This window comes from Desulfosporosinus nitroreducens, assembly GCF_023897015.1.
GTDB classification, from domain to species: Bacteria; Bacillota; Desulfitobacteriia; order Desulfitobacteriales; family Desulfitobacteriaceae; genus Desulfosporosinus; species Desulfosporosinus nitroreducens.
Genome location: NZ_JAMHFY010000005.1, coordinates 54,455 through 76,160 on the forward strand (window position 1 = coordinate 54,455; position 21,706 = coordinate 76,160).

The 21,706-nt window shown below is 43.5% G+C and carries 23 protein-coding genes; 5 read left to right on the forward strand and 18 right to left on the reverse strand.

Annotated features, from left to right (window positions below; all coding sequences use genetic code 11):
* Position 1: 1 nt before the first annotated feature.
* The 9 genes from M8E35_RS07310 to priA all read right to left on the reverse strand — a co-directional run bounded on the left by M8E35_RS07310 (position 2) and on the right by priA (position 9,236).
* On the reverse strand, positions 2–721 hold the full coding sequence (locus tag M8E35_RS07310) for a Stp1/IreP family PP2C-type Ser/Thr phosphatase (RefSeq protein ID WP_252468187.1): 720 nt from the start codon (positions 719–721) through the stop codon (positions 2–4).
* Positions 702–1,151 (reverse strand): FHA domain-containing protein, encoded by a 450-nt coding sequence (locus M8E35_RS07315; RefSeq protein ID WP_073028273.1) that lies wholly within the window; start codon positions 1,149–1,151, stop codon positions 702–704. The genes M8E35_RS07310 and M8E35_RS07315 overlap by 20 nt, the downstream gene beginning before the upstream one ends.
* A 51-nt stretch (positions 1,152–1,202) precedes the next feature.
* A complete protein-coding gene (locus M8E35_RS07320) occupies positions 1,203–2,018 on the reverse strand; it encodes an FHA domain-containing protein (RefSeq protein ID WP_252468188.1) in 816 nt (271 codons plus the stop codon).
* On the reverse strand, positions 2,015–3,088 hold the full coding sequence (rlmN, locus tag M8E35_RS07325; RefSeq protein ID WP_252468414.1) for a dual-specificity RNA methyltransferase RlmN: 1,074 nt from the start codon (positions 3,086–3,088) through the stop codon (positions 2,015–2,017). The genes M8E35_RS07320 and rlmN overlap by 4 nt, the downstream gene beginning before the upstream one ends.
* Before the next feature lie 59 nt (positions 3,089–3,147).
* Positions 3,148–4,512 (reverse strand): 16S rRNA (cytosine(967)-C(5))-methyltransferase RsmB, encoded by a 1,365-nt coding sequence (rsmB, locus tag M8E35_RS07330; RefSeq protein WP_252468189.1) that lies wholly within the window; start codon positions 4,510–4,512, stop codon positions 3,148–3,150.
* Entirely contained in the window at positions 4,505–5,191 is a 687-nt protein-coding gene (locus M8E35_RS07335; RefSeq protein ID WP_252468191.1) for a zinc metallopeptidase, read from the reverse strand. Before M8E35_RS07335 ends, rsmB begins: the two co-directional genes overlap by 8 nt.
* Positions 5,192–5,327: 136 nt before the next feature.
* The gene (gene fmt / locus M8E35_RS07340; RefSeq protein WP_252468192.1) at positions 5,328–6,299 is read right to left on the reverse strand and encodes a methionyl-tRNA formyltransferase; all 972 of its coding nucleotides are present in this window, start codon (positions 6,297–6,299) and stop codon (positions 5,328–5,330) included.
* Between the two features lie 128 nt (positions 6,300–6,427).
* Positions 6,428–6,880 (reverse strand): peptide deformylase, encoded by a 453-nt coding sequence (gene def / locus M8E35_RS07345; protein ID WP_073028279.1) that lies wholly within the window; start codon positions 6,878–6,880, stop codon positions 6,428–6,430.
* Positions 6,881–6,956: 76 nt separating this feature from the next.
* On the reverse strand, positions 6,957–9,236 hold the full coding sequence (priA, locus tag M8E35_RS07350) for a replication restart helicase PriA (RefSeq protein ID WP_252468193.1): 2,280 nt from the start codon (positions 9,234–9,236) through the stop codon (positions 6,957–6,959).
* 350 nt (positions 9,237–9,586) lie between these two features.
* On the opposite strand from priA, the gene M8E35_RS07355 reads away from it, so the two are divergent.
* Positions 9,587–10,810 (forward strand): solute carrier family 23 protein, encoded by a 1,224-nt coding sequence (locus M8E35_RS07355; protein WP_252468194.1) that lies wholly within the window; start codon positions 9,587–9,589, stop codon positions 10,808–10,810.
* 307 nt (positions 10,811–11,117) lie between these two features.
* Here M8E35_RS07355 and M8E35_RS07360 read toward each other — a convergent pair whose 3' ends face one another.
* A complete protein-coding gene (locus M8E35_RS07360) occupies positions 11,118–11,519 on the reverse strand; it encodes an ACT domain-containing protein (RefSeq protein ID WP_073028282.1) in 402 nt (133 codons plus the stop codon).
* Between the two features lie 2 nt (positions 11,520–11,521).
* Positions 11,522–12,784 carry a phenylacetate--CoA ligase family protein gene (locus tag M8E35_RS07365; protein ID WP_373887427.1) on the reverse strand — a complete coding sequence of 421 codons (1,263 nt, stop codon included), beginning with the start codon at positions 12,782–12,784 and terminating at the stop codon, positions 11,522–11,524.
* A 308-nt stretch (positions 12,785–13,092) separates the two neighbouring features.
* Here M8E35_RS07365 and M8E35_RS07370 point away from each other — a divergent pair, with 308 nt between their 5' ends.
* From M8E35_RS07370 to M8E35_RS07385, 4 genes are all read left to right on the forward strand, one after another.
* Complete coding sequence (locus tag M8E35_RS07370) at positions 13,093–13,482, forward strand: GntR family transcriptional regulator (protein WP_252468196.1); 390 nt, start codon at positions 13,093–13,095, stop codon at positions 13,480–13,482.
* Positions 13,479–14,381 (forward strand): ATP-binding cassette domain-containing protein, encoded by a 903-nt coding sequence (locus M8E35_RS07375; protein WP_252468197.1) that lies wholly within the window; start codon positions 13,479–13,481, stop codon positions 14,379–14,381. Before M8E35_RS07370 ends, M8E35_RS07375 begins: the two co-directional genes overlap by 4 nt.
* Positions 14,362–15,099 (forward strand): hypothetical protein, encoded by a 738-nt coding sequence (locus tag M8E35_RS07380; protein ID WP_252468198.1) that lies wholly within the window; start codon positions 14,362–14,364, stop codon positions 15,097–15,099. Before M8E35_RS07375 ends, M8E35_RS07380 begins: the two co-directional genes overlap by 20 nt.
* 143 nt (positions 15,100–15,242) lie before the next feature.
* Entirely contained in the window at positions 15,243–15,812 is a 570-nt protein-coding gene (locus M8E35_RS07385) for a hypothetical protein (RefSeq protein WP_252468199.1), read from the forward strand.
* 157 nt (positions 15,813–15,969) lie between these two features.
* On the opposite strand, the gene metK is transcribed toward M8E35_RS07385, so the two are convergent.
* The 7 genes from metK to dapF all read right to left on the reverse strand — a co-directional run bounded on the left by metK (position 15,970) and on the right by dapF (position 21,571).
* Positions 15,970–17,160, reverse strand: a complete 1,191-nt coding sequence (gene metK, locus M8E35_RS07390) for a methionine adenosyltransferase (RefSeq protein ID WP_252468200.1) — start codon at positions 17,158–17,160, stop codon at positions 15,970–15,972.
* Positions 17,161–18,375 carry a bifunctional phosphopantothenoylcysteine decarboxylase/phosphopantothenate--cysteine ligase CoaBC gene (gene coaBC, locus M8E35_RS07395; protein WP_252468201.1) on the reverse strand — a complete coding sequence of 405 codons (1,215 nt, stop codon included), beginning with the start codon at positions 18,373–18,375 and terminating at the stop codon, positions 17,161–17,163.
* Positions 18,375–18,581 carry a DNA-directed RNA polymerase subunit omega gene (gene rpoZ, locus M8E35_RS07400; protein WP_073028289.1) on the reverse strand — a complete coding sequence of 69 codons (207 nt, stop codon included), beginning with the start codon at positions 18,579–18,581 and terminating at the stop codon, positions 18,375–18,377. The genes coaBC and rpoZ overlap by 1 nt, the downstream gene beginning before the upstream one ends.
* Positions 18,578–19,186 (reverse strand): guanylate kinase, encoded by a 609-nt coding sequence (gmk, locus tag M8E35_RS07405; protein ID WP_252468203.1) that lies wholly within the window; start codon positions 19,184–19,186, stop codon positions 18,578–18,580. Before gmk ends, rpoZ begins: the two co-directional genes overlap by 4 nt.
* An 11-nt stretch (positions 19,187–19,197) precedes the next feature.
* The gene (gene remA / locus M8E35_RS07410; RefSeq protein WP_073028291.1) at positions 19,198–19,473 is read right to left on the reverse strand and encodes an extracellular matrix/biofilm regulator RemA; all 276 of its coding nucleotides are present in this window, start codon (positions 19,471–19,473) and stop codon (positions 19,198–19,200) included.
* 13 nt (positions 19,474–19,486) lie between these two features.
* Positions 19,487–20,365: a YicC/YloC family endoribonuclease gene (locus tag M8E35_RS07415; RefSeq protein ID WP_252468204.1), complete on the reverse strand. Its 879-nt coding sequence runs from the start codon at positions 20,363–20,365 to the stop codon at positions 19,487–19,489.
* 372 nt (positions 20,366–20,737) lie between these two features.
* Positions 20,738–21,571 carry a diaminopimelate epimerase gene (gene dapF, locus M8E35_RS07420; RefSeq protein WP_252468205.1) on the reverse strand — a complete coding sequence of 278 codons (834 nt, stop codon included), beginning with the start codon at positions 21,569–21,571 and terminating at the stop codon, positions 20,738–20,740.
* Between the last annotated feature and the right edge of the window lie 135 nt (positions 21,572–21,706).

Here is a 21,706-nt window from a genome sequence, read left to right on the forward strand (position 1 = left end):
CTTACTCCCAAATACAGCACAAGGCTGTGAAATTATCCGGGGCTCCCCGTTCCAGGGTAAGCTGTCTTAATTTCTCCAACCGTTCTTCCCAAGGGCTTGGTTCGAGGAATTCTTCTGTAAGTTCCTGATCGCTAATCATATTGGAGAAACCATCGGTACATAAGAGGAAAACATCCTCAGCTTGCAAAACAATGCTCCTGCAATCCACTTCAATTGCAGAGTCTGCTCCAATTGCGCGCATCAAAACATTCCTTTGAGGGTGTTTTTTCGCATCGTCCAACGAGATCTGTCCCAATCTCACAAGTTCACCGACTAGAGAATGGTCCATAGTCAAAGGTGTTAACGTCTCATTGCGCCAAAGATAAGCTCGACTGTCTCCAACATGAGCGATAACGACTTTATCGTTGCGAATCAGCAGCACCGTTAATGTTGTCCCCATACCCGCATTTTCCGGGTCTGTTGTTGAGGATTCATGCACAACTTTATTGGCTTGAACAAAGGCTTCTGTTAACCCGTTTTCCAAGGCCTGGTCTTCAAGCCCGGCAAGACGGGGAACCCATATCTCTAATTCGTGCAAAGCCACGGAAGACGCCACTTCACCAGCTCGGTGTCCGCCCATCCCATCGGCCACGGCATAAAGGCCTTCATCTGATAACACTAAAAAAGAATCCTCATTGTTTTTACGAATACACCCTTTTTCACTAAAGCTTAGAACTCTCATTTTGCCACCTCGAGTATTGGAAGGTAATGCTTCCAATTTTCACATAATCTCCAGCTACCATTTGAACTGGAGAATGGATTTGCTCTCCATTAACCCATGTTCCATTCGTACTTCCTAAGTCTTCCAAAACAGTTTGTCCTTTTTGCAACCGAAAAACAGCATGATCAATGGATGCAAAATGATCGGGCAAAACAATATCATTGTGCTTGCCGCGTCCCAAACGCAACCCTTTCCCATCCACTTTAAAAACACGTCCTCTGGAGAGCGTTTCTCCTCCAGTGAGAACCTCTAAACGTCCGTATTCATTCATCGAACGTTGAAAAACTCCCTTCAGTTGGAGATCGGCTAAAAGGGCTGTAAAAATACGGAATATAAAAAGATAGATAAGGGCGACAAAAGCAAGTCGTCCTATGACTAACACAAATTGCATACAATCCTCCCAATCGAATAGAGGTTGAACCCTACAAATACTCCAATATCATCACGGCAGAGGGGATCTTTGTATGACCAGTACACTTTGTCCAATAGATATTCGATCTCCTGGGGCAGTTGTATGATGAGTAATTCTTTGTCCGTTAACATAGGTTCCATTTGTGCTTCCTAAATCATCAAGCCACCAGCCGTTCTCTCCCCCCGGAGCAATTTTTAGATGTCTTCGGGAAACTTCAGGGTCAAGCAGTACTAAGTTGCACTGTCCATGACGCCCAATGATCACTTCTTCATCCCTCAAGGAAAACGTCCGGCCGATATCCGGTCCTTCTATGATTTCGAGAAAGTAATCCAAATTCCTTCCGATCACACCCTCGACTGGTAAGTTTGTCTTGACACCTTCTCTAAAGATAGTTGTACTTTCCCGCCAATTCGATTGATTAGGTCGAACTTCGTTGGCAAGCTCAATATCTTTTTCTTCATCTCCCCAGTCTACGACAATAGAATCGTCAAAATCCACTTCGATAATCATTTGCCGAGGATTAACAGTCTCATCTGAATGCAATTCTATCGCTGGTTTGGTCAAAAATGTATACCCATTCCGCTCGGCTTCTGCAAATAGATATTTAGATAACTCAATGAGAAAAGCATCTCCAAAACTCGCTATTGGCCCCCAATCACTGGAATGGAGATAAACCCGATAAATATTAGGCACGTATACTTGAGAGATGCTAACCTGCTTATTTCTAAGCATAGACTTCACAAGTTCTTTGGCTATTTCCACCGGTTGAAGGCGGGATGCACTTTTCTTAAAAGCTTCTGTAAAAAGAAATTCGGCCATCCCTTCAAATCGGGCCAATAGGCTCATTTTAACTCACCCTCCCACTGTCGGCGAAGTTGCCCGCAAGCTGCATCGATATCTGTTCCCCGTTCTTCACGTGAAGAAACAGAAATTCCAGCATCCTCTAAGACCTGGGCAAACTTCTTCATTTTCTCCTGATCGGGACGCTCCATCCCTGTTCCGGCCACCGGATTGACTGGAATCAGATTGACATGTCCCAACTGTCCCTTTAACAATCGGGCAAGGGCTTCAGCCTCTTCCCGCCTCGCATTCTCAGCGGTCAAGGCAACCTCAAAGGTGATCCGCCGATGCGTAATCTGAGTATACTCCTGGCACGCTCTCATCAGCTGGTCAAGAGGATATCGGCGATTCATAGGAATTAAACTGTTTCTTATCTCATCCCTTGCTGCATGAAGGGATACCGCTAGGCCCACTTGGGGATTATCCTCAGCCAACTGGATAATTTTAGGCACGACTCCTGACGTTGAAATGGTCATCCTCCTCATACCAATATTTAACCCCTGAGCGTCATTTAAAAGTTGGATCGATTTAAGAACCGAATCATAATTAAGTAAGGGCTCCCCCATACCCATAAAAACTATGTTGGTCACTTGAAAATCCGGATCTTCCTGCCGGACATAATAAGTAATATCTAATACTTGGCCTACAATTTCAGCAACGCTTAAGTTTCTCCGGAATCCTTCTAACCCCGTGGCACAAAACGCGCACCCCACTGGGCATCCAACTTGAGTAGAGACACAAACAGTATGCCTATCGCGCGATTTCGTCCGCGCATAATCCATCAGCACACACTCGATCGTCTCTCCATCTTCAAGACAAAACAAGTACTTCCGAGTGCCATCGTTTGAGCGTTGCTCACGCACCTTCTTTAAGGCATAGAGATGCAAGCGGGTGCTTAAGGTTTGTCGGTCACTTTTACCGATGTTTTTCATATCATCCCAGGACCGCACTGCTTTCTGTTGCACCCATTGGAACAATTGGATCGCCCGAAATCGTTTTAAACCTATCGTCTGACAGATCTCGATCAATTCGTCTTCAGAACAACCGCGCAACTCAACATTTTCCATAATAGTTATTATTCACCCAATTCATTCCAGTTAAACTTCCCTGTAAAGAAAACTTGGCTAAAGATAGGCTATACTCTCTGCGCAGAACGCCGAAATTTTGCTAAAAAGAATCCGTCCATCCCATGCCGATGTGGCAAAATTTGCAACATCCCTTTGCCAGCTTGTTTAATATCTCGCGAATCCTTGAGCGTGTAGGGTAAAGTATCCACTAGGTCAACCGGTTCAAACTCGGGATGTGCCGAACGAAACTTCTTGACCAGTTCGAAGTTCTCTTCTGGTTCCGTCGTACAAGTCGAGTAAACCAGAATCCCTCCTTCTTTAACACAAGATGCAGCCCTCTCTAAGATAGCGAATTGTAAAGAAGGCAATTCCATAAGCCCTTGTTCTTCTTTCTGCCAACGCAGATCAGCCCTGCGCCGAAGAACTCCCAGACCAGAGCAGGGAACATCAACTAACACTCGATCTTGCGACCCCAGCCTTATTCCGGGTAAATCTCGGGCATCTCCCAGCTGAGGATGAATAATCGTAATACCTAATTTTTGGGCCAACTGCTCAATGAGTTCAAGTTTATGATCATGGATATCAAAGGCTAAGATTTCACCTTCATTTTGCATCAACTGAGCAAGATGCGTGGATTTCCCGCCCGGAGCACTGCAGGCATCTAATACAAATTGTCCCGGTTTTGGATCTAGCACATGAGCTACAAGTTGTGAACTTTCATCTTGAACCGTAAAAAGCCCCTCTTGAAAGCTTCCAAGTTGACCTAATGCACCAAAATCTTGAATCTTCAAACTTTCAGGCACCCGTTCTCCTAATTCTACTGCGATTCCTTCTTCAGAAAGACGTTTGCTTAGACCTTCTCTTGAGATCTTTAAGGTGTTTGTTCGAATCCATGTTTGGGCTGGCTCATTATTAGCTTTGCACAAGGCTTCCGTTTCCTCAATACCCCAGCGTTTTAGCCAACGTTGAATCATCCATTCGGGGTGTGAATAACGTACAGAGAGATAGCGAACCGGTTCGCGTTTTGAATCGGGCCAGGGAATATCCCATCCCTTTTCCATAACCTTTCGCAAGACGACATTCACCAGCCCCGTAAATTTGGGGAATTCTTTAGCTAATTCCACACTTTCATTGATCGCTGCTGCGGGAGGCACTTTATCAACATAAAGCACTTGAAAAGCGCCGATCCGCAAAATTGCCCGAACCTCATGAGGAAGTGAGGACATGGGTTTGCTCAAATGCCTTCTCAACGCATAATCTAAGGTCAAACGGTTTTTAAGTGTACCGTTTACCAACAGGGTTACAAATTGTCGATCTCTAGAATCCGTCAACCTGGGAATATTTTTCTGTAAGAGAAGATTAGCATAGGCACCTTCTACTTCGACACGTGTCAGCATATGAACTGCCATTCCTCGGGCTGTCTCTTTAATCATCGCTTCTACCTCGAGCTATCAAGATAAAACGTACTAATTGTAAGATTGCAGCCAACGCAGCAGCCACATAGGTTAAAGCCGCTGCATTTAATACAGAACGTGCACCGCGAACCTCATCACTCCCTATCATGCGGCCCTCCTGAAGCAGAGATAAAGCTCTGCTGCTGGCATTATATTCTACAGGAAGAGTAATTACCTGAAAGAGTACCGCAAAGGCAAAAGCAAAAATACCCAGTTCAAGAAGCCAGCCATAGGTCGGTATAAAAAGACCCACCATAATTAAAATCGGACCCGCTCCGCTGCCAATGTTGGCGACAGGTACAAAGGATGATCTGAGTTGCATTGGAAAATAACCGGCAGCATGCTGCAACGCATGTCCCGTTTCATGAGCAGCTACTGCTATCGACGAAAGTGAACTGCCCTGATAAACATCCTCACTAAGCCTAATTATCCTGGTTCGCGGATCATAATGATCGGAAAGCCGTCCTCCAATCGGTTCTACACGCACATCGTAAAGACCATTACTATTTAAGATCCCCCGAGCCACTTGGGCTCCCGTAAGCCCCGACTGTGCACGGACTTTAGAGTAACGTTTATATGATGAGGAAATTTTAAATTGTGCATACAAGGAGAGTAATATCGCAGGAATTAAAAGAACCATAGTGGAATCAAAATACATAAGCTAACCTCCTTTTCACAATTTGACTTAGCAATTATCCGATTTTTAAAAAAAATCCCGTTTTTATAAGTGGGCTGGGTTCACATAAGCTTCAGGAGTAGCAAAGTCCTCCTTCGACGCGAAGTGTCCAAATCTTTCAGATAAATTGTTCTCCAACCTGCCCGTGGCGACCATTAAAGAAGTCCCGAGCAGGCATAGAGCGTTTCCCTGCGGGTTGGACCTCTAACAAGCGAAGGATTCCCTCCCCAGTTTGCACAAGTAACCCATCCCCAAGCACTTGAATGATTTGACCCGGGTCAGCTGACGCCGTGTTAGGTGCCTCTGATCCCATTTCTATTGTTGTCGCACTGTCTTGCGGCAAAAAGGGTATGCTTCGCCAAACTTTAAGGTTTTCTCCTCGAAAGGTAGCAAATGCGCCCGGCCAAGGGTTTAGCCCACGAATCTGATCATGTAAATCAGTTGCTCTGCGTGACCAATCTAAGCGTTCATGTTCACGTTTCAGAAGCGGGGCATAATTTGATTCTCCTGTTTGAGGAGTTGGAATTAAGCTCCCCATTTCCAACTGATTTAAAGTATCTATCAAGAGTTCTGCGCCCAATGCGGCCAACTTATCATGAATCTCGCCTGTGGTTGATTCATTAGAGATCATTATTTCCTGTTTTAAAAGCATATCCCCTGTATCAAGGCCTTCATCCATCTGCATTGTGGTCACTCCGGTAATGGTTTCCCCCTTGATAATTGCCCAATGAATTGGCGCCGCTCCACGGTAGGCTGGGAGCAATGAAGCGTGTACATTAATACACCCTCTTACGGGCAATTGCAATATCTCCTTTGAGAGAATCTGCCCGTATGCGACAACAATAATACTCTCTGGGGCTAAGTCCTTTAGCTGTCGGATCCACTCCTCCGTTTTTATGGTTTCAGGTTGAAAAACTGGCAAACCTAATTCTTCAGCCACAACTTTTACAGGGCTGGGTTTTAGCTTTTTCCCTCTACCGGCTGGGCGATCAGGTTGAGTAAAGACCCCCACAATAGTTTGCCCGCTATCCGCCAAGGCTCGTAAAGTAGGTACAGCAAAATCAGGGGTACCCATAAAAACTACACGCATACTCAATCCCCCCACTCGTGGTTCGATATTCGCAGTTCGTACTTCGTACTTCAACATAATGTATTGTCAGCGCATTTATACTATGCTCTTATTCGAACCGCGAATATCGAATATCTAATTATTGATTTTTAGCTTCGATAAGTTTTCTTAGCAACATCGACAAAGAGAACTCCTTCAAGATGATCAATTTCATGTTGCAAGGCGCGGGCTAATAAACGGTCTGCCTTAATATCCAGCATTTTCCCTTCACGATTTAAACCCTGAACACGAACTTTCGCTGCCCTCACGACATCTCCTGTCATATTAGGAATACTAAGGCACCCTTCCTCAGCAGAGTTCGCTCCCTCTTTTTCCAAGATAACAGGATTAATGAGCTCTAGCAGCACATTATCAACTTCGACAATGATTACACGCTTGGAGACTCCGATTTGCGGAGCAGCCAGCCCTACACCCTCGGCAGCATGTAATGTATCGATCATGTTGTCAAGGAGTTTTATTATTGATGAATTAACCTCTTTAACCTCTTTAGCCTTTTCACGCAGTACATCTGCACCAATTTCTACAATTTGATAAACAGCCATTCTTAAATACTCCTTTCGATAAAACCATAACTCATTGATTTGATATCACACATTCACCTTCACGCATTTACATATTCTAACTTGAAAGTGGATCCACTTCAATATTCAATATAATACCACTGCTAGTCGGGCTCTTAAAAAACCTTTTAACTCCTTGGTATAAAAATACTCGAAGTATATCCTGCCTCGTTCCCTTGACAGATACTTGCCATCTCCACTGGTTTCTAAGCCTGGATAAGACGGCAGGAGCGGGGCCAAGAACATCCAATTCAGTATTTCCAAATTTAGGATCCTGCATTCCTTGTTGTAAAAATGCGCCTAATTCATTAGCTCCTTTGATGACTCGATCTTCTTTCTCATGTAGCAGTAAAACCCTTATGATGTGGGTATATGGTGGATACTTCCGCTCTTTACGATAGCGAATTTCTTCCCAAAAAAAACCTTGAAAATCGTGGTGAGCAGCTCTCATAACAGCACTATCCTGTGGAGAATAAGTTTGAATCACAACCTCGCCCGGTTTGTTGCTCCGGCCAGCTCTCCCTGCGACCTGAGTCAAGAGTTGAAACGTCCGTTCTCTGGCTCGAAAATCCGGCATATTGAGCGTTTGATCTGCGGCAATTACCCCGACTAATGTGACATTCGGGAAATCCAGTCCTTTAGCCATCATTTGCGTCCCAACTAGTATTGAAGCTTCCTGGCGGCGGAATTTATCCAAGATCGTGTCATGCGCTTCGCTTGAGCGCGTCGTATCATAGTCCAAACGCAAGATTGGCACCTCAGGGAAGAGACCTTGAAGTTCCTCTTCTACGCGTTGGGTCCCTTGCCCAAAAAACCTAATATATCGGCTTCCGCATTTTGGGCATGTATGAGGCGGCAGCTCTTTATGATCACAATAATGGCAACGCATCGCCTGCCCTTGGGTATGATAGGTTAAGGCAATATCGCAGTTCGAGCAACTTACCACATACCCGCATTCTCGACAAACCACAAAGGTAGAATACCCTCTGCGATTCAGAAAAAGCATAGATTGCTCACCTCTAGTGAGCCTTTCCCGCAATTTTTGCTGCAGGGGCAGAGAAAATATGCTTCGGTTTCCCTGCCGGAGTTCGTCTCGCATATCTACGATTTCCACTGGTGGCAGAACACTCTTTCCAATCCTCGAAAGCATCGTCAGCATCCGGATTTTTCCTGATTGGGCTGCAGCATAGGCTTCCAAGGAGGGAGTTGCACTACCAAGTAAGACGACACCTTTGCGTAGATCCATCCTTTTGCGGGCAACATCTCTTGCATGGTATTTGGGATTCTCATCTTGTTTATATGCCCCATCATGTTCCTCATCCAAGATAATGAGTCTCAAGTTTGGCAATGGGGCAAACACCGCTGAACGAGCGCCAATGACAATCCGCTTATGCCCTGACAATATATCCGCCCAGGCTTTCATTTTTTCTCGCTGTCGCAAACCAGAGTGCAAGATAATCACTTGCTCACCAAATTGTCTTTCGAAATAACGTGCTACTTGAGACGTCAGGGATATCTCTGGCACGAGCAGTATAGCGTCTCCGCCTTGCGCTAATACTTGGGCAATCAACTCGCGATAGACATCTGTTTTTCCGCTGCCTGTCACACCATGCAGTAATACAGTTTGGGACGAGCCCTCTTCTAAGGCAGTCAAAACACCTCTCACGGCTGTTGCTTGTTCCCTGGTTAATTCATAGGTTCTATCCGTTCGAGCACCATAATCCTTGACCTTGTTATTTTGCCCGCCATAAGGTGCCTGCTTGAGGGATAAATCTTCCCCTGTCGTGACGAAGCGAACTTCCTTACTTACCCATCCTTGTTTGAGGAGTTTCTCAAGCGTTCCCCCAGAAATATTCGCTCGCTTTAAGAAAATTTTCAGGGAAACCGCTTTTTTCCTTGACCGGTTGAGCACAGTAAGTGCTCTAAAGGCCTCCACATCCAGCCACTGCAGGGTCTGAACATCTGAATCCTCAATTGAAGCCAAAAGAACGATCCACTCTTCGATTTTCCCCTTGAGAAGTGGCCAAACCGTATGCAGGCTTTGTGCAACCGAACAAATAGTTGTTTGCGCCAACCAATGAGCAAGTTCAATTAGATCCTGAGGAACCAGACTATCCTTGTCGGCAATTTCTAACACAGGTTTGAGATTAATACCTTCCATTCCCTCTGGCAGATCATCCGTCACATTTACTACAAGCCCCTGTACCTTTCGGTTTTGAAGAGGAACTAAGACCCTCATTCCTATCTTTAAACTTAGATAATCAGGAATACTATAATGATAACTTTGATCTAAGCGCCGATTTGCTACATCAACCAATACTTCAGCATAGCGAAACATGATGCGGTCCTCCTTATTTAGAAAATATCAATAGCGCTAATGTCAATATTGGTCAAATACATTATATCAAATCTTAGCCTTTCATTACAATTTATCATATTCTTGATTGAAAAAATAAAACAAAAGATTCGGGGTAGAAGGGAATGCTGACCATAACAAAAACAAGAAATAAATACCCTCTTGTCAAAACAGCAGGAATTATGATATGCTTTAGCACAGTTAAATCCCTTACCTTTAAATTAGTCCCGTGAGACTAAGAAGGGAATGGCGAACCATGATTTTAACATGGACACCTCTTTCTTGCTTGCGGGCAGGGAAGAGGTTTTTTGTTAGAAAGAGGAGGTTGAATTATGTCTACAGAAGTTCAGATTCACGAGAAGCTCCCCCTTGCCCAAGCGATCCCCCTCGGTTTACAACACGTTTTTGCCATGTTTGGTGCCACGGTCCTAGTTCCTTTTTTAACGGGTCTCAGCCCGTCAGTGGCTCTTCTTTCTTCAGGGATCGGCACCATAATCTTCTTATTATTGACAAAAAGTCGAGTTCCTGCCTATCTAGGCTCTTCATTTGCCTACATTGCAGCTTTAACCACCTTTGTTCAGTCGGGTAATACTTCTGGAGCCATGGGCGGGGTTTTAGCCGTCGGCGTGGTATATATCATTCTATACCTGCTTATGGCTGCTTTCGGAACCCAATGGATTCATACAATAGTCCCCCCCATCGTTGCAGGACCAGTCGTTGCCATTATCGGACTGAGTCTGACTCCAGTGGCGACGGACATGGCTTCTGGCAATTGGCCGATTGCGGCTTTTACTTTAGCCGTCGCCGCTTTACTCTCCGTATATGCAAAAGGTTTCATGAAGATTATCCCGATCCTCGTGGCCATTGTCGCAGGATATATTGTTGCTGCGATCATGGGCATAGTTGATTTCAAGCCTGTCTTAGCCACCTTTAACGATCTATTTGTCTTCCCTGTTGCACTCGGAAGCGATTTCAAACTTCCCAGCTTAGATAAATTGGCAATTTTGGCAATGGCACCTCTGGCCTTGGTAACGGTGATTGAAGATTTGGGACATATGATCGTTCTGGGAAACATTACTCATTCCGATCCGATCAAAAACCCTGGATTTCACCGAGTCCTCTTTGGTAATGGTCTAGCTACCGCCGTAGCCAGCTTCATAGGTGGTCCTCCTGTAACTACCTATGGCGAGAATATTGGAGTGCTGGCTGTGACAAAAGTCTACAGTACCTTTAATATCTGGGTGGCTGCAATCCTTGCAATTATCTTTAGTATGATTAACCCTTTACAAGCCGCAATCATGTCTATTCCTACAGCCGTAATGGGCGGGGTCAGCATTCTTCTCTTCGGAATGATTGGCGCAGCAGGCTTACGAACTCTTATCGAAGCTAAAATAGACTTTTCCGAAACAAAAAACCTCATCATTGCCTCCGTCATCTTTGCTCTCGGGATCGGGTTACCAGAACATGCAGTAGCCTGGGCAACTGTCGTCGGGATCGTCTTAAACCTCGTTTTGAGAGGACATTCCGAGAACACCGGAGTAAAGTTAGGAAAGTAAACAATGCTTAAAAGGACGCGAAAGCGTCCTTTTTCTTATGATCGGGGAGGCAATGGGGGCAGTTCTTTCCTATTTAACAAAAAGTGCCTTTCGTCTTTAAATTAGGCGAAAGGCTCTTTTGTTGCGTTCAACTGAGAACTTTTAAAAGGACACAAAGCGAATTTTCGTTAAAACACCCTCTACTCATCTCAAAAATAATAACCCTAGAAATTGAAACATACACAAAATTGCAAGTTGAGTACAACCCCAGCCCAGAGAAAGCTTCTTAATTAGAGAGCATGGGAGAGGAATCGCGTATATGATTTCTCTACTTCACTGGCAAATTGAGCGTCTGCATAGCCTTTTCCATAATAGCCTTATCCTGTACTCGGAGGACAACAAGAGCCTGCTCATTCTCCTTCTCTACAAAGGCATACATGTACTCCACTACCACATCCTGTTGGACTAATTGATTGAGTACCTCTGCCAGTCCGCCAGTGCGATCAGGAACCTTAAGTACCCAAACAGGAGTTAAGGAAACAACCACTTTTCGTTCACGTAATTTTACAGCTGTTTCTTCAGGGTTATCCACTATAATTCGCAATACCCCATAATCCTTAGTATCCGCTAGTGACAAGGCCCGTAAATTCACCTTGCATTCGGCGAGAAGACTGATTACTTCAGCTAACCTCCCTTTAGCATTCTCCAGAAAAATAGATAATTGCAGCATGCTTAACCCTCCTTATTACGTTTATCGATGACCCGAACGGCTTTTCCCTCACTCCGTGGAATGCTTTTAGGTTCTACTAGACGAATACGAACGGAAATTCCCAAAGCGTCTTCAATCCTCTTTTTCAGACGATCCTGACGACCTTCCAATTCACGCACTTCGTCAAAGAAAGTCGCTTCACTGACCTCAACTTGGACTTCTAGTTGGTCTAAGTTTCCAACCCGATAAACGACCAGCAGATAATGCGGTTCAAATCCTTCGAGGAGAATCGCCTCTTCCACTTGACTTGGGAAGACATTAACCCCCCTGATGATTAACATATCGTCAACTCGAGCCGAGACGCGATCCATCGACCATCCAACATGCCCGCATGAACACGTACCATAATGTAACGTAGTCAAGTCTTTGGTTCGATAGCGCAGAACTGGAAAACCTTCTTTTTCAATACTCGTAATGACTAATTCCCCAAGTTCTCCATCGGGCAAGGGATTTCCTTCTTCATCTAAAATTTCAGGATAAAAATGTTCATCAATATGTAACCCCTGATGCGCAGGACACTCCAAAGCCACACCCGGTCCCATAATTTCACTGAGCCCATAGATATCAAAGGCCTTGATGCCCAGTCGCGCTTCAATTTCTTCTCTCATGCCTTCGGTCCAGGGTTCTGCACCAAAAATTCCAATCTTGAGCTTCAGTTCATCCCGTGAAATTTGTGATTCCTCTAGACTCTCCGCTAGATAAAGGGCATAAGACGGGGTACAAGCCAAAACAGTAGAACCAAAATCACGCATAAGCATCAGTTGACGCGCCGTATTTCCACCTGAAATAGGAACGACTATTGCACCAAGTTCTTCGCAACCATAGTGCAGTCCCATACCGCCGGTAAACAAGCCGTATCCGTATGCAATTTGTACGACGTCCTTCTTTGTCACACCGACTCTTTTTAATTCATTGGCCACGATCTTCGCCCAAAGGGTGATGTCTTGGCGAGTATATCCTACAACCGTCGGCTTACCCGTTGTTCCTGATGAGGCATGAAGTCGCACGATGTTTTCCATAGGTTCGGCAAAAAGCCCAAACGGATAATTCTTACGCAAATCCTCCTTGGTCGTTAAAGGAAGTCTCTGGAAATCCTTAAGTGACTTAATATCCTCTGCACGTTTAATTCCTATTGCTCCATAACTTTCTTGATAATGGCGAATAGGTAACACTTTATCTACTGTTTCGCGAAGACCCTCTAGCCATTGTTCCTCTGTTCGATCCATTAACTCCATCCCCTACTTCTCCAATTTGTCTGCTAATCATGTAGTTTCCCTGTAACAGATTTCACGGAAATTGCAATTATATCAACTAATATACTACAGTTTTGGTTATCATACCACTTATTTATCCGCTTTGCCAAGTTGCTTTTGAGGGACATTTACCGAGAGTCTCATCACGTTTGTAACGTAAATCTCATCAGAAAGATCTTTATTACTCCAGTTTACAATCACTAAATTTACGCATATAATAAGAAGGAGCCTTACACAACTAATGCACTAATTACCTAAGGATGTCAGGAAGGTGAAAAAAAGTGATCCTCAATACGGATAGTATGAAACCAATATATGTCCAGATTGCTGAATGGCTTGAGTTAGAAATCCTTAATAGCAATATTAAAGAAGATGAGCGTATTTATTCACAATATCAGCTTGCAGATATGTTTACAGTCAACCCTGCCACAGCTGCCAAAGGATTAAATCTCTTAGCTGACGAGAACATTGTTTATAAAAGACGAGGCCTTGGTATGTTCGTTTCTCCGAATGCGAAGCAGTTTATCTTGACTAAGCGGAGAAAACAAATCTTAGAGCAAATGATCAAAGAGTTAGTTATTGAAGCTAATCGGCTGGATGTAAGTGAAAGTGAACTCATTATGATGATCCATAATTTCGGACAAGATGACAAGGAGGAAGAGCAACTGTGAATGTCATACAGTGTCGTGATGTAACGAAATCCTACGGCCAAAATAAGGCCCTGGATCGCTTATCTTTTGAAATAGGAGAAAACAAAATTACAGGTTTCATAGGTAGAAATGGTGCAGGAAAAACAACCCTGTTAAAGATGATAGCTGGATATATTAAACCTACTCAAGGAGAACTCCAAGTCTTTTCCAGAAAGCCCTTCAATAACTTGGATGTTTCTGCTAAGACGATATTTATTGATGACAACATGACATTTCCTGATTCTTTTAGACTTACAGATATATTATCAGAAGTTGCATCCTTTTATGCTGCCTGGAACAGCAACCTGGCGATTGCTTTATTTAATTATTTTTCATTTGACCCAAATCAAGCCCACAGTAATCTTTCAAAAGGATCTAAAAGTACCTTTAACAGCATAATCGGTATTGCCTCACGCTGTCCGCTCACGATATTAGATGAGCCAACGACCGGCATGGACTCTGCCGTGAGGAAGGACTTTTATAAAGCATTACTTAAGGATTATCTCGAACACCCCCGGACCATCCTCCTCTCAAGTCATTTACTAAGTGAACTTGAAGAAATACTTGAAGATATTCTTTTGATCGATAACGGATCAAAATGCCTTCATCTCCCCGTCATGGAATTACGAGAATTAGCTGTTGGTATAAGGGGAAACGAACAAGCTTTGCTAACTTTTGTAGAAGGCAAAGAACTGATCTATAAGGAAGAGTTTGCTAAAGGGAGCTTATACGTTGTCATAAAAAAAGAGTTAATAGAGCAAGAGTTCAAACATGTAAGGCAAAACGGTCTTGAAGTACTCCCCATTTCAACAGATGATCTGTGCGTTTATCTAACGGGAAAAACTGGAGGGGGTATTGATGATGTCTTTAAAAGAGGTTGATCTTCTATCAATTTCCTCAAAACAATATGTTTACAAACTTAAAGCCTATTCAACTTTGTTTTATGGTCTTCTACTAGCTCAGATTATTGCTCTTTTTTTCTCTTTGTTGAATGGAATAAGTTATATGTCTTCCGGTAATGGAGAACTATCAGTTTCTGTAAATACTTATTCTGCTAGTTTAGTAATTATTTTCTCGTTTTTTTGGATACTTTTTGCAGCCATACAACTCACGACGAAGCAATATAAGCAACTTGAAAACCCGCTTGTAACTAATAGCATCTCAAGAAATCTTTCAAATATAGGTTTTTTGATGACTGCCTGTGTTTTTGGAGGCATTACTTCATCACTTGTTGGTGTTCTCCTAAGAATCATTATGTATTTCACGTTTGACAGATCCCAAATCATTTCAGACGAATTTATCCTAGCTTTTTCCGATCTCCTACTTGGCATCTCTGTGGCAATTTTATACATGGTTTTAATCTCTGGAATTGGATATTTAACCGGTGTGTTGACTAAGGTAAGTATGGCCTTTGTTATAATTATTCCAGCCGTAATTATCGGAATATCAAAAGCTTATACGGATATTTTTCAATCTCTTATTAAGTTTTTTACATTAGAGTCTTCATTGCCTCTGTTTGGATTGAAAGTCATTATTACATCGATTCTTTTATTTGGAGTTAGTATTTTAATTTCTAACAGAGAGGAGGTTAGCCAATGAGCAGAGTACTGCCTCAAATATTATTATTTCTAATTGGTATCGCAATAGTCTTCATATTTAAATCTAAAAGTCCTAAATTTTTTAGATTTTCATCCTGGAAACTAAGCGTTCTGGTAGCCGGGTTATATCTCGGAGTTTTAATAATGCTTGTTCCAATATTATATATGTTGCCAAATAAAGACTTTGTTAAAATAGTTGAGAATAAAGATCAAGCAATCGCATCCTCTTCAAACCTTATGAATAATTTGTATAATCAACATTTCCCAACAGAAGGAGATTTAGATAAGCTCGAAGGGATTTACAAAAATAGCGACCAAACCTTCAAGCTTGATTCAAGCAAATTATCCTTTGACCTACAGCCTGGTACAGAAAACTACCATGTTTTAATAGAGCGGAAAGAACTTGATGACGGAGAAATTGATGTTTCTACTTATGTCACAGCTCAATATGTGGGGGAAGTTAATTTTACAAAACGACTTTTGCCCCCTGCGATCTCAGTTGACAATGGGATGTTGTCTCTAAGAGCCCCCGATAGACAGACGTTTGAATTCAAACAATTTAATATCGACTTTACTATGGCTCAATTTAATAACCAAAACTCAAGTATCCATGAAATGTCTCCACATTTTGCTAACCAGATTATCTTTATACGTGTTCCCCAAAGTTTGGAGATTAATAGAGGTGTGTCAGGGGATCGAATTCAAATAATCTAGTTGCAATTTAGGCTTGAGTCCTGTATTAAAGATAATACTTTCTAAAATTAGCACTAAAAGAAGGCATGTGATTATTCTTCACCTGCCTTCTTTTAATTTATTTACTTGTCTGCATCTCCAAAGCAACTATTGTTAACTTACAGCCTCTAAAAGTTAATTACAACCCAGCAAGCTTTTTCAAGGCTTCGACCTTATCTGTTCTTTCCCAGGGGAGATCGAGATCCGTTCTTCCAAAATGCCCATAAGCTGCCGTCTGGCGATAAATCGGGCGACGCAGATCCAACGCTTTAATAATACCCGCTGGACGCAGGTCAAATGTCTGCCCGATAAATTCAACGATTTTTTCATCGGGAAGCTTTCCGGTGCCAAACGTCTCAATCGAGACAGATACTGGCCGCGCTACACCGATTGCATAAGCGATTTGAAGTTCGCAACGGTCTGCCAACCCTGCTGCAACAACATTTTTTGCCACATAACGAGCTGCATAAGCCGCAGAACGGTCTACTTTTGTGGGGTCTTTACCGGAGAAGGCACCGCCGCCATGACGAGCCATCCCGCCATATGTGTCAACAATAATTTTTCGGCCGGTTAGCCCGCAATCCCCTTGTGGACCGCCAATAACGAAACGTCCCGTTGGGTTGATAAAATACTTAGTCTCTTCATCTAACAGCTCTTTAGGAACAGTGGGGTACACCACATATTGCAGTAAATCTCTGCGAATTTGCTCATTTGTCACATCCGGATGATGCTGAGTGGAGATGACGATAGTGTCCACCCGAATCGGTTTGTTATCCTCATATTCTACAGTAACCTGAGTTTTACCGTCTGGGCGCAAGTAGTTCAAATGATTTGATTTTCTCATTTCACTCAATCTCCGTGCCAAACGGTGAGCTAAATCAATAGGAAGAGGCATATAGCTTTCAGTTTCGTTCGTCGCAAAGCCGAACATCATACCTTGATCACCGGCTCCTATTGAATCAATATCACTTTCAGTCATTTCGCCAGTTTTTGCTTCCAAGGCCCGATCCACACCTAAAGCGATATCCGCAGATTGTTCTCCGATCGAAGTTAAAACTGCGCAAGTATCTGCATCAAAGCCATATTTGGCCCGAGTATAACCCACTTCTCGCACTGTCTCTCGCACTACATGTGGAATATCCACATAACACGAAGTTGTGATTTCGCCACTGACAAGAACTAATCCTGTCGTTACAGTCGTTTCGCAAGCTACTCGCGCGTTAGGATCTAACGCATAAATTGCATCCAAGATAGCATCGGAAATCTGATCACAGATCTTATCGGGATGTCCCTCTGTCACAGATTCAGATGTAAATAATTTTTTAACCAATTACTTCACTCCTTTGTTGCAGTCACCGAGGAGGTTGGCAATCTCACCCACGAGATTCCGTGCAACCTCCAGTTTGCTCATTTGAGGAAAATCTATTCTTCTTCCATCGGGAAAGAGAAAACTGACAGTGTTCGTTGGACTACCGAAGCCGGCACCCGGCTTGGTGACATCATTAGCTACCAAGAGGTTGACATTCTTCCTGTGCATTTTTTCTTGGGCGTTAACCAAGAGATTCTCAGTCTCAGCTGCAAACCCAATCAGAACTTGGGATGTTTTCCTTCGCCCAAGTTCGGCTAATATATCTGGATTGGGGACTAACTCAATCGTACGATTTGTCCCATCCTTTTTAATTTTTTGCTCCGCTCGAGTTGCTGGACGATAATCCGCAACCGCCGCTGCCTTAACGATAACATCCATGTTGGGGAAATTCGCAAGGACTGCATCATACATTTCAAGAGCCGTCTGTACGGACATGCGTGAAACTCCATGCGGGGCAGGCAAATCTGTAGGTGCACTGACTAGAATGGTCTCTGCACCAGCTTCCTGCAACGCCTGAGCGACAGCATATCCCATTCGTCCCGAACTCCGGTTCCCAAGATAGCGAACCGGATCAAGGGGTTCTTGGGTACCGCCAGCTGTCACGAGAGCCCTCTTCCCCTTCAAACATTCCGACTTAGAGAACAACTGAGTTATCGTTTCTACGATTTCTACCGCTTCACTCATCCGTCCATCTCCTTCTGTGCCACACGCTTGAAACCCTGTTCCAGGGCCAATAATCTTTATCCCGCGTTCTTTGAGCCGGGTCAGATTTTCTTGTGTAGCTGGATGATGATACATTGCATGGTTCATGGCCGGTGCTGCGTAAATAGGGGCGCGAGTCGCTAATAGAACCGTCGAAAGAAAATCATCCGCTATCCCTGTTGCCATCTTGGCTAATATATTGGCTGTGGCAGGAGCAACGATGACTGCATCGACATGCTCTGCCAAAGCGATATGCTCAACATTCCACAATTTAGGCTCGTCAAACAGATCCACATATACTGGATTTGCGGAGAGACTCTGCAGGGTAAGAGGTGCAATAAATTCAGCAGCAGACTTCGTCATCGCGACATGTACTTCAATGTTCAACTTACGCAAACGACTGACAACTTCAGCTGCCTTGTAGGCTGCGATCCCGCCGGTGACTCCTACGAGGATCTTTTTTCCTGCAAACATTACACACTCTCTTCAGGAGTACATTCATAATTGAGATCCGAATGAGAAATCTCCTCAAGTGAAATGCTTACAGGTTTTACCCCCTTGGCTAAATCTTCGTGTTTTGCTTCTTCCATTATCGTGCGTGCCCGCTTGGCAACCACTTTGACCAAGGTGTACTTGCTGTCCACCTTACTCATTAGAATATCCAGTGAAGGTTGTTTCATATCGCTTCCCCCTTAAAAACAAACGGTTTTCTTTTAACTCGACATTTTTCTGCTACGAGAATACTCTTAAGTTTATCGACAGCAACTGGAACTTCATCATTAATGACGACATAATCATATTCACTTACATATTCCAATTCCTCTATTGCAGTGGCTAGCCGTTTCTGAATGACTTCCTCACTCTCTGTTCCCCGTTTGTGAATTCTCTCAGAGAGAACATCCATAGACGGCGGTACAATAAAGGTGAAAACCCCTTGAGGAAACCGCTTTTTGACTTGCAATGCCCCTTGAATTTCGATCTCTAAAATAACATCTTGCCCTGCTTGAATCGCTTGTTCAACAGCAAAGCGCGGCGTACCATAATAGTTATCACAAAACTGTGCCCATTCCAACAGCTCATCCCCATTAATCAGGGCTTCAAATTCTGCCTTCTCGCGAAAAAAATAATGAATTCCATCCACTTCACCGGGGCGAGAGGATCTGGTCGTCATCGAGACGGAATATTTTAACTCAGGCAACTGACGAAGCAACTCTTGGCAAAGTGTCCCCTTTCCTGCCCCAGAAGGACCTGAAAGGATTATTAATAATCCATGACTTTGTTCCACACACTCCACCTCTAATCTGCCGGGTCTTCTACGTGACTGCTTGACTCTTTAGCCGAAAGACGATGAGCCACTGTTTCAGGCTGAACTGCAGACAGAATAACATGATGGCTGTCACAGATAATCACGGCACGTGTACGCCGACCATAAGTAGCATCAATGAGCATGCCCGCATCACGCGCTTCTTGAATAATACGTTTGATCGGGGCGGATTCCGGACTGACAATCGAGATAATGCGGTTGGCAGATACAATATTGCCAAACCCAATGTTAATGAGCTTTATGTCCAAGCTGAATCCTCCATTACTCTAAATTTTGAATTTGCTCGCGCACTTTTTCCAGTTCACTTTTGACTCTTATCACCTGTTGCCCAATCTTTAAATCATTAGCCTTTGAGCCTATGGTATTAATCTCCCGGTTCATTTCCTGAACTAAAAAATCCAGTTTCCGCCCCACAGACTCGTTGCTGCGCAAGGCTTCTCGGCTTTGAGCCAGATGACTGTCAAATCGAACCAACTCTTCAGTGATTGATGCGCGATCCGCAAAGTACACTACTTCGTTCGCCAATCGAACCCCATCCAATTCAACCTCGCCAAGAAGCGTCTGAAGGCGTTCCTGTAAGCGTTCTTGATGATCTGTTACAACATATGGTGCTCGCTCGGAAATAGTGTGCAAATACTCGGTAAGAAAATCAATCCTTTGCAGTAGATCAGTCGTTAATTTTTCTCCTTCAGAACGACGCATTTGCCCAAATCCATCGGTTGCTTTTAAAAGCGCCTCAGCACACGTCCCCCATAAAGCATCAAGATCAATTTCAGGCTCCACAACCGAAAGAACCTCAGGAAAGTTGACTAAACGATAAATATCGGTTTCATACGCTGTATGTAGAGCTAAAGCGAGATCTTTCAATGTCTTATCATACGACAGCGCTAAATCATTGTCAACCTTCACCAATCTCTTTCGTTCTTCTGTTTCCACCACATTAACATGTACTTCAATCCGACCGCGTTGGAATCTTTCTTGTAACGTTTTACGAATTCTTTCCTCAAAACTGCTGAAATTTCTTGGCATTCTAACCATAACTTCCAAGAACCGATGATTCACGGATTTAAGCTCAATAGAAATTTGATAACCGCTTCCGCTAGCCTCTCCACGTCCAAATCCAGTCATACTATTAGCCATATGTAACCCAGTTTAATTATCGTTCTACTGGGTTAGTCACCTCCTAATTATTTAATCGATGATATTATTATACCATATTTTACATATAGCCGTTTGCGAGTCATTTTCTGCGCCAGCGACCAATTATTAATCTGAGCGAAATTATTCCAAGTTGCTTAACTTTGGAAAACCAAAATCAAAAGTCATAACCTATGACAGTCAAATTAGTAAGTGACTCGTCCCGCTAAAGCTGGGGACCAACTCCCAGAAGCGGGAGTCTTACGATTGGATAAAAATGAGACTGTAACAAACAGAAAAAAGTAGTTTGTTAACAGCCTCATTTACTTAGATTTTAAGTAAAATCAGGTTTTGTTGCTCCTGCTCATCCGCAATCTACAACCATTCACCCTTAAATACATAAGTTCCAGGACCCGTCATGTAGACATGGTTATCTTTTCCCCACTCAATAAGCAGGTCTCCACCAGGCAGATGGACGGTCACAGCACGCTCGGTCTTATTGTTAAGAACAGCTGCAACTGCAGCAGCGCAGGCACCTGTCCCACAGGCCAGAGTTGGTCCCGCACCCCGTTCCCAAACTTTCATGGTCAGCTCCCGAGAAGAATTGACTTGAATAAACTCGACATTGGTTTTACGTGGAAAGAGTGGATGTTTTTCAATCGCTGGCCCAACATGTTCAAAATCCAAGGTAGAATAATCCTCTACAAAAATGACACAGTGAGGATTCCCCATAGAAACGGCAGTATATAGGTAGGTTTGGCCTAACACTTCAATTGACTGACCCACTACTGGTTCTCCTTCTCCCAGCACTGGAATGAGATCAGCCCGCAAAATGGGCTCACCCATATCGACCTGTACTCCTTGTACTTGTCCCTCATTAATATATAAATTAAGCTTTAAAATACCCGCACCAGTTTCCACCAGCATTGGGTTAGTACTTACAATCCCTTGATCATATACATATCGTGCAAAACAACGTATGCCATTACCACACATTTCAGGCTCCGAGCCATCCTGATTTAATATACGCATCCGGGCATCGGCAACTTTCGATGGTAATACAACGACTAATCCGTCCCCTCCTATTCCAAATTGACGGTGGCAGAGTTTCTTTGCCAATTCAGGATAATCCACGTCCACATTTGAAACAGTGAAATGATCCAAAAAAACGAAATCATTCCCCAAACCATGCATTTTAATGAATTCCATTCGTTACCCCCCAAATCAATGTTGATATTCGTGTTCGAAAGCCATATCAAATATCAAACGTAATCCGCTCAAATAAATTCAAGCCAAAACTTTAGATGGAGTAAAACTCCATCTAAAGTAAGTTTTTTATATCCT

What these genes read in the sequence shown, in the direction of transcription:
- fmt (WP_252468192.1), bottom strand. Translation starts at nt 6,299, where the DNA reads ATGCGTGTAGTTTTTATGGGTACCCCTGATTTTGCTGTACCTACTTTA.
- M8E35_RS07320 (WP_252468188.1), bottom strand. Translation starts at nt 2,018, where the DNA reads ATGAGCCTATTGGCCCGATTTGAAGGGATGGCCGAATTTCTTTTTACA.
- rpoZ (WP_073028289.1), bottom strand. Translation starts at nt 18,581, where the DNA reads ATGAAACAACCTTCACTGGATATTCTAATGAGTAAGGTGGACAGCAAG.
- M8E35_RS07415 (WP_252468204.1), bottom strand. Translation starts at nt 20,365, where the DNA reads ATGGCTAATAGTATGACTGGATTTGGACGTGGAGAGGCTAGCGGAAGC.
- M8E35_RS07335 (WP_252468191.1), bottom strand. Translation starts at nt 5,191, where the DNA reads ATGTATTTTGATTCCACTATGGTTCTTTTAATTCCTGCGATATTACTC.
- M8E35_RS07380 (WP_252468198.1), top strand. Translation starts at nt 14,362, where the DNA reads ATGTCTTTAAAAGAGGTTGATCTTCTATCAATTTCCTCAAAACAATAT.
- M8E35_RS07385 (WP_252468199.1), top strand. Translation starts at nt 15,243, where the DNA reads ATGCTTGTTCCAATATTATATATGTTGCCAAATAAAGACTTTGTTAAA.
- M8E35_RS07315 (WP_073028273.1), bottom strand. Translation starts at nt 1,151, where the DNA reads ATGCAATTTGTGTTAGTCATAGGACGACTTGCTTTTGTCGCCCTTATC.
- M8E35_RS07365 (WP_373887427.1), bottom strand. Translation starts at nt 12,784, where the DNA reads ATGGATCGAACAGAGGAACAATGGCTAGAGGGTCTTCGCGAAACAGTA.
- coaBC (WP_252468201.1), bottom strand. Translation starts at nt 18,375, where the DNA reads ATGTTTGCAGGAAAAAAGATCCTCGTAGGAGTCACCGGCGGGATCGCA.
- priA (WP_252468193.1), bottom strand. Translation starts at nt 9,236, where the DNA reads ATGTTTCGCTATGCTGAAGTATTGGTTGATGTAGCAAATCGGCGCTTA.
- rsmB (WP_252468189.1), bottom strand. Translation starts at nt 4,512, where the DNA reads ATGATTAAAGAGACAGCCCGAGGAATGGCAGTTCATATGCTGACACGT.
- M8E35_RS07310 (WP_252468187.1), bottom strand. Translation starts at nt 721, where the DNA reads ATGAGAGTTCTAAGCTTTAGTGAAAAAGGGTGTATTCGTAAAAACAAT.
- M8E35_RS07360 (WP_073028282.1), bottom strand. Translation starts at nt 11,519, where the DNA reads ATGCTGCAATTATCTATTTTTCTGGAGAATGCTAAAGGGAGGTTAGCT.
- M8E35_RS07355 (WP_252468194.1), top strand. Translation starts at nt 9,587, where the DNA reads ATGTCTACAGAAGTTCAGATTCACGAGAAGCTCCCCCTTGCCCAAGCG.
- def (WP_073028279.1), bottom strand. Translation starts at nt 6,880, where the DNA reads ATGGCTGTTTATCAAATTGTAGAAATTGGTGCAGATGTACTGCGTGAA.
- dapF (WP_252468205.1), bottom strand. Translation starts at nt 21,571, where the DNA reads ATGGAATTCATTAAAATGCATGGTTTGGGGAATGATTTCGTTTTTTTG.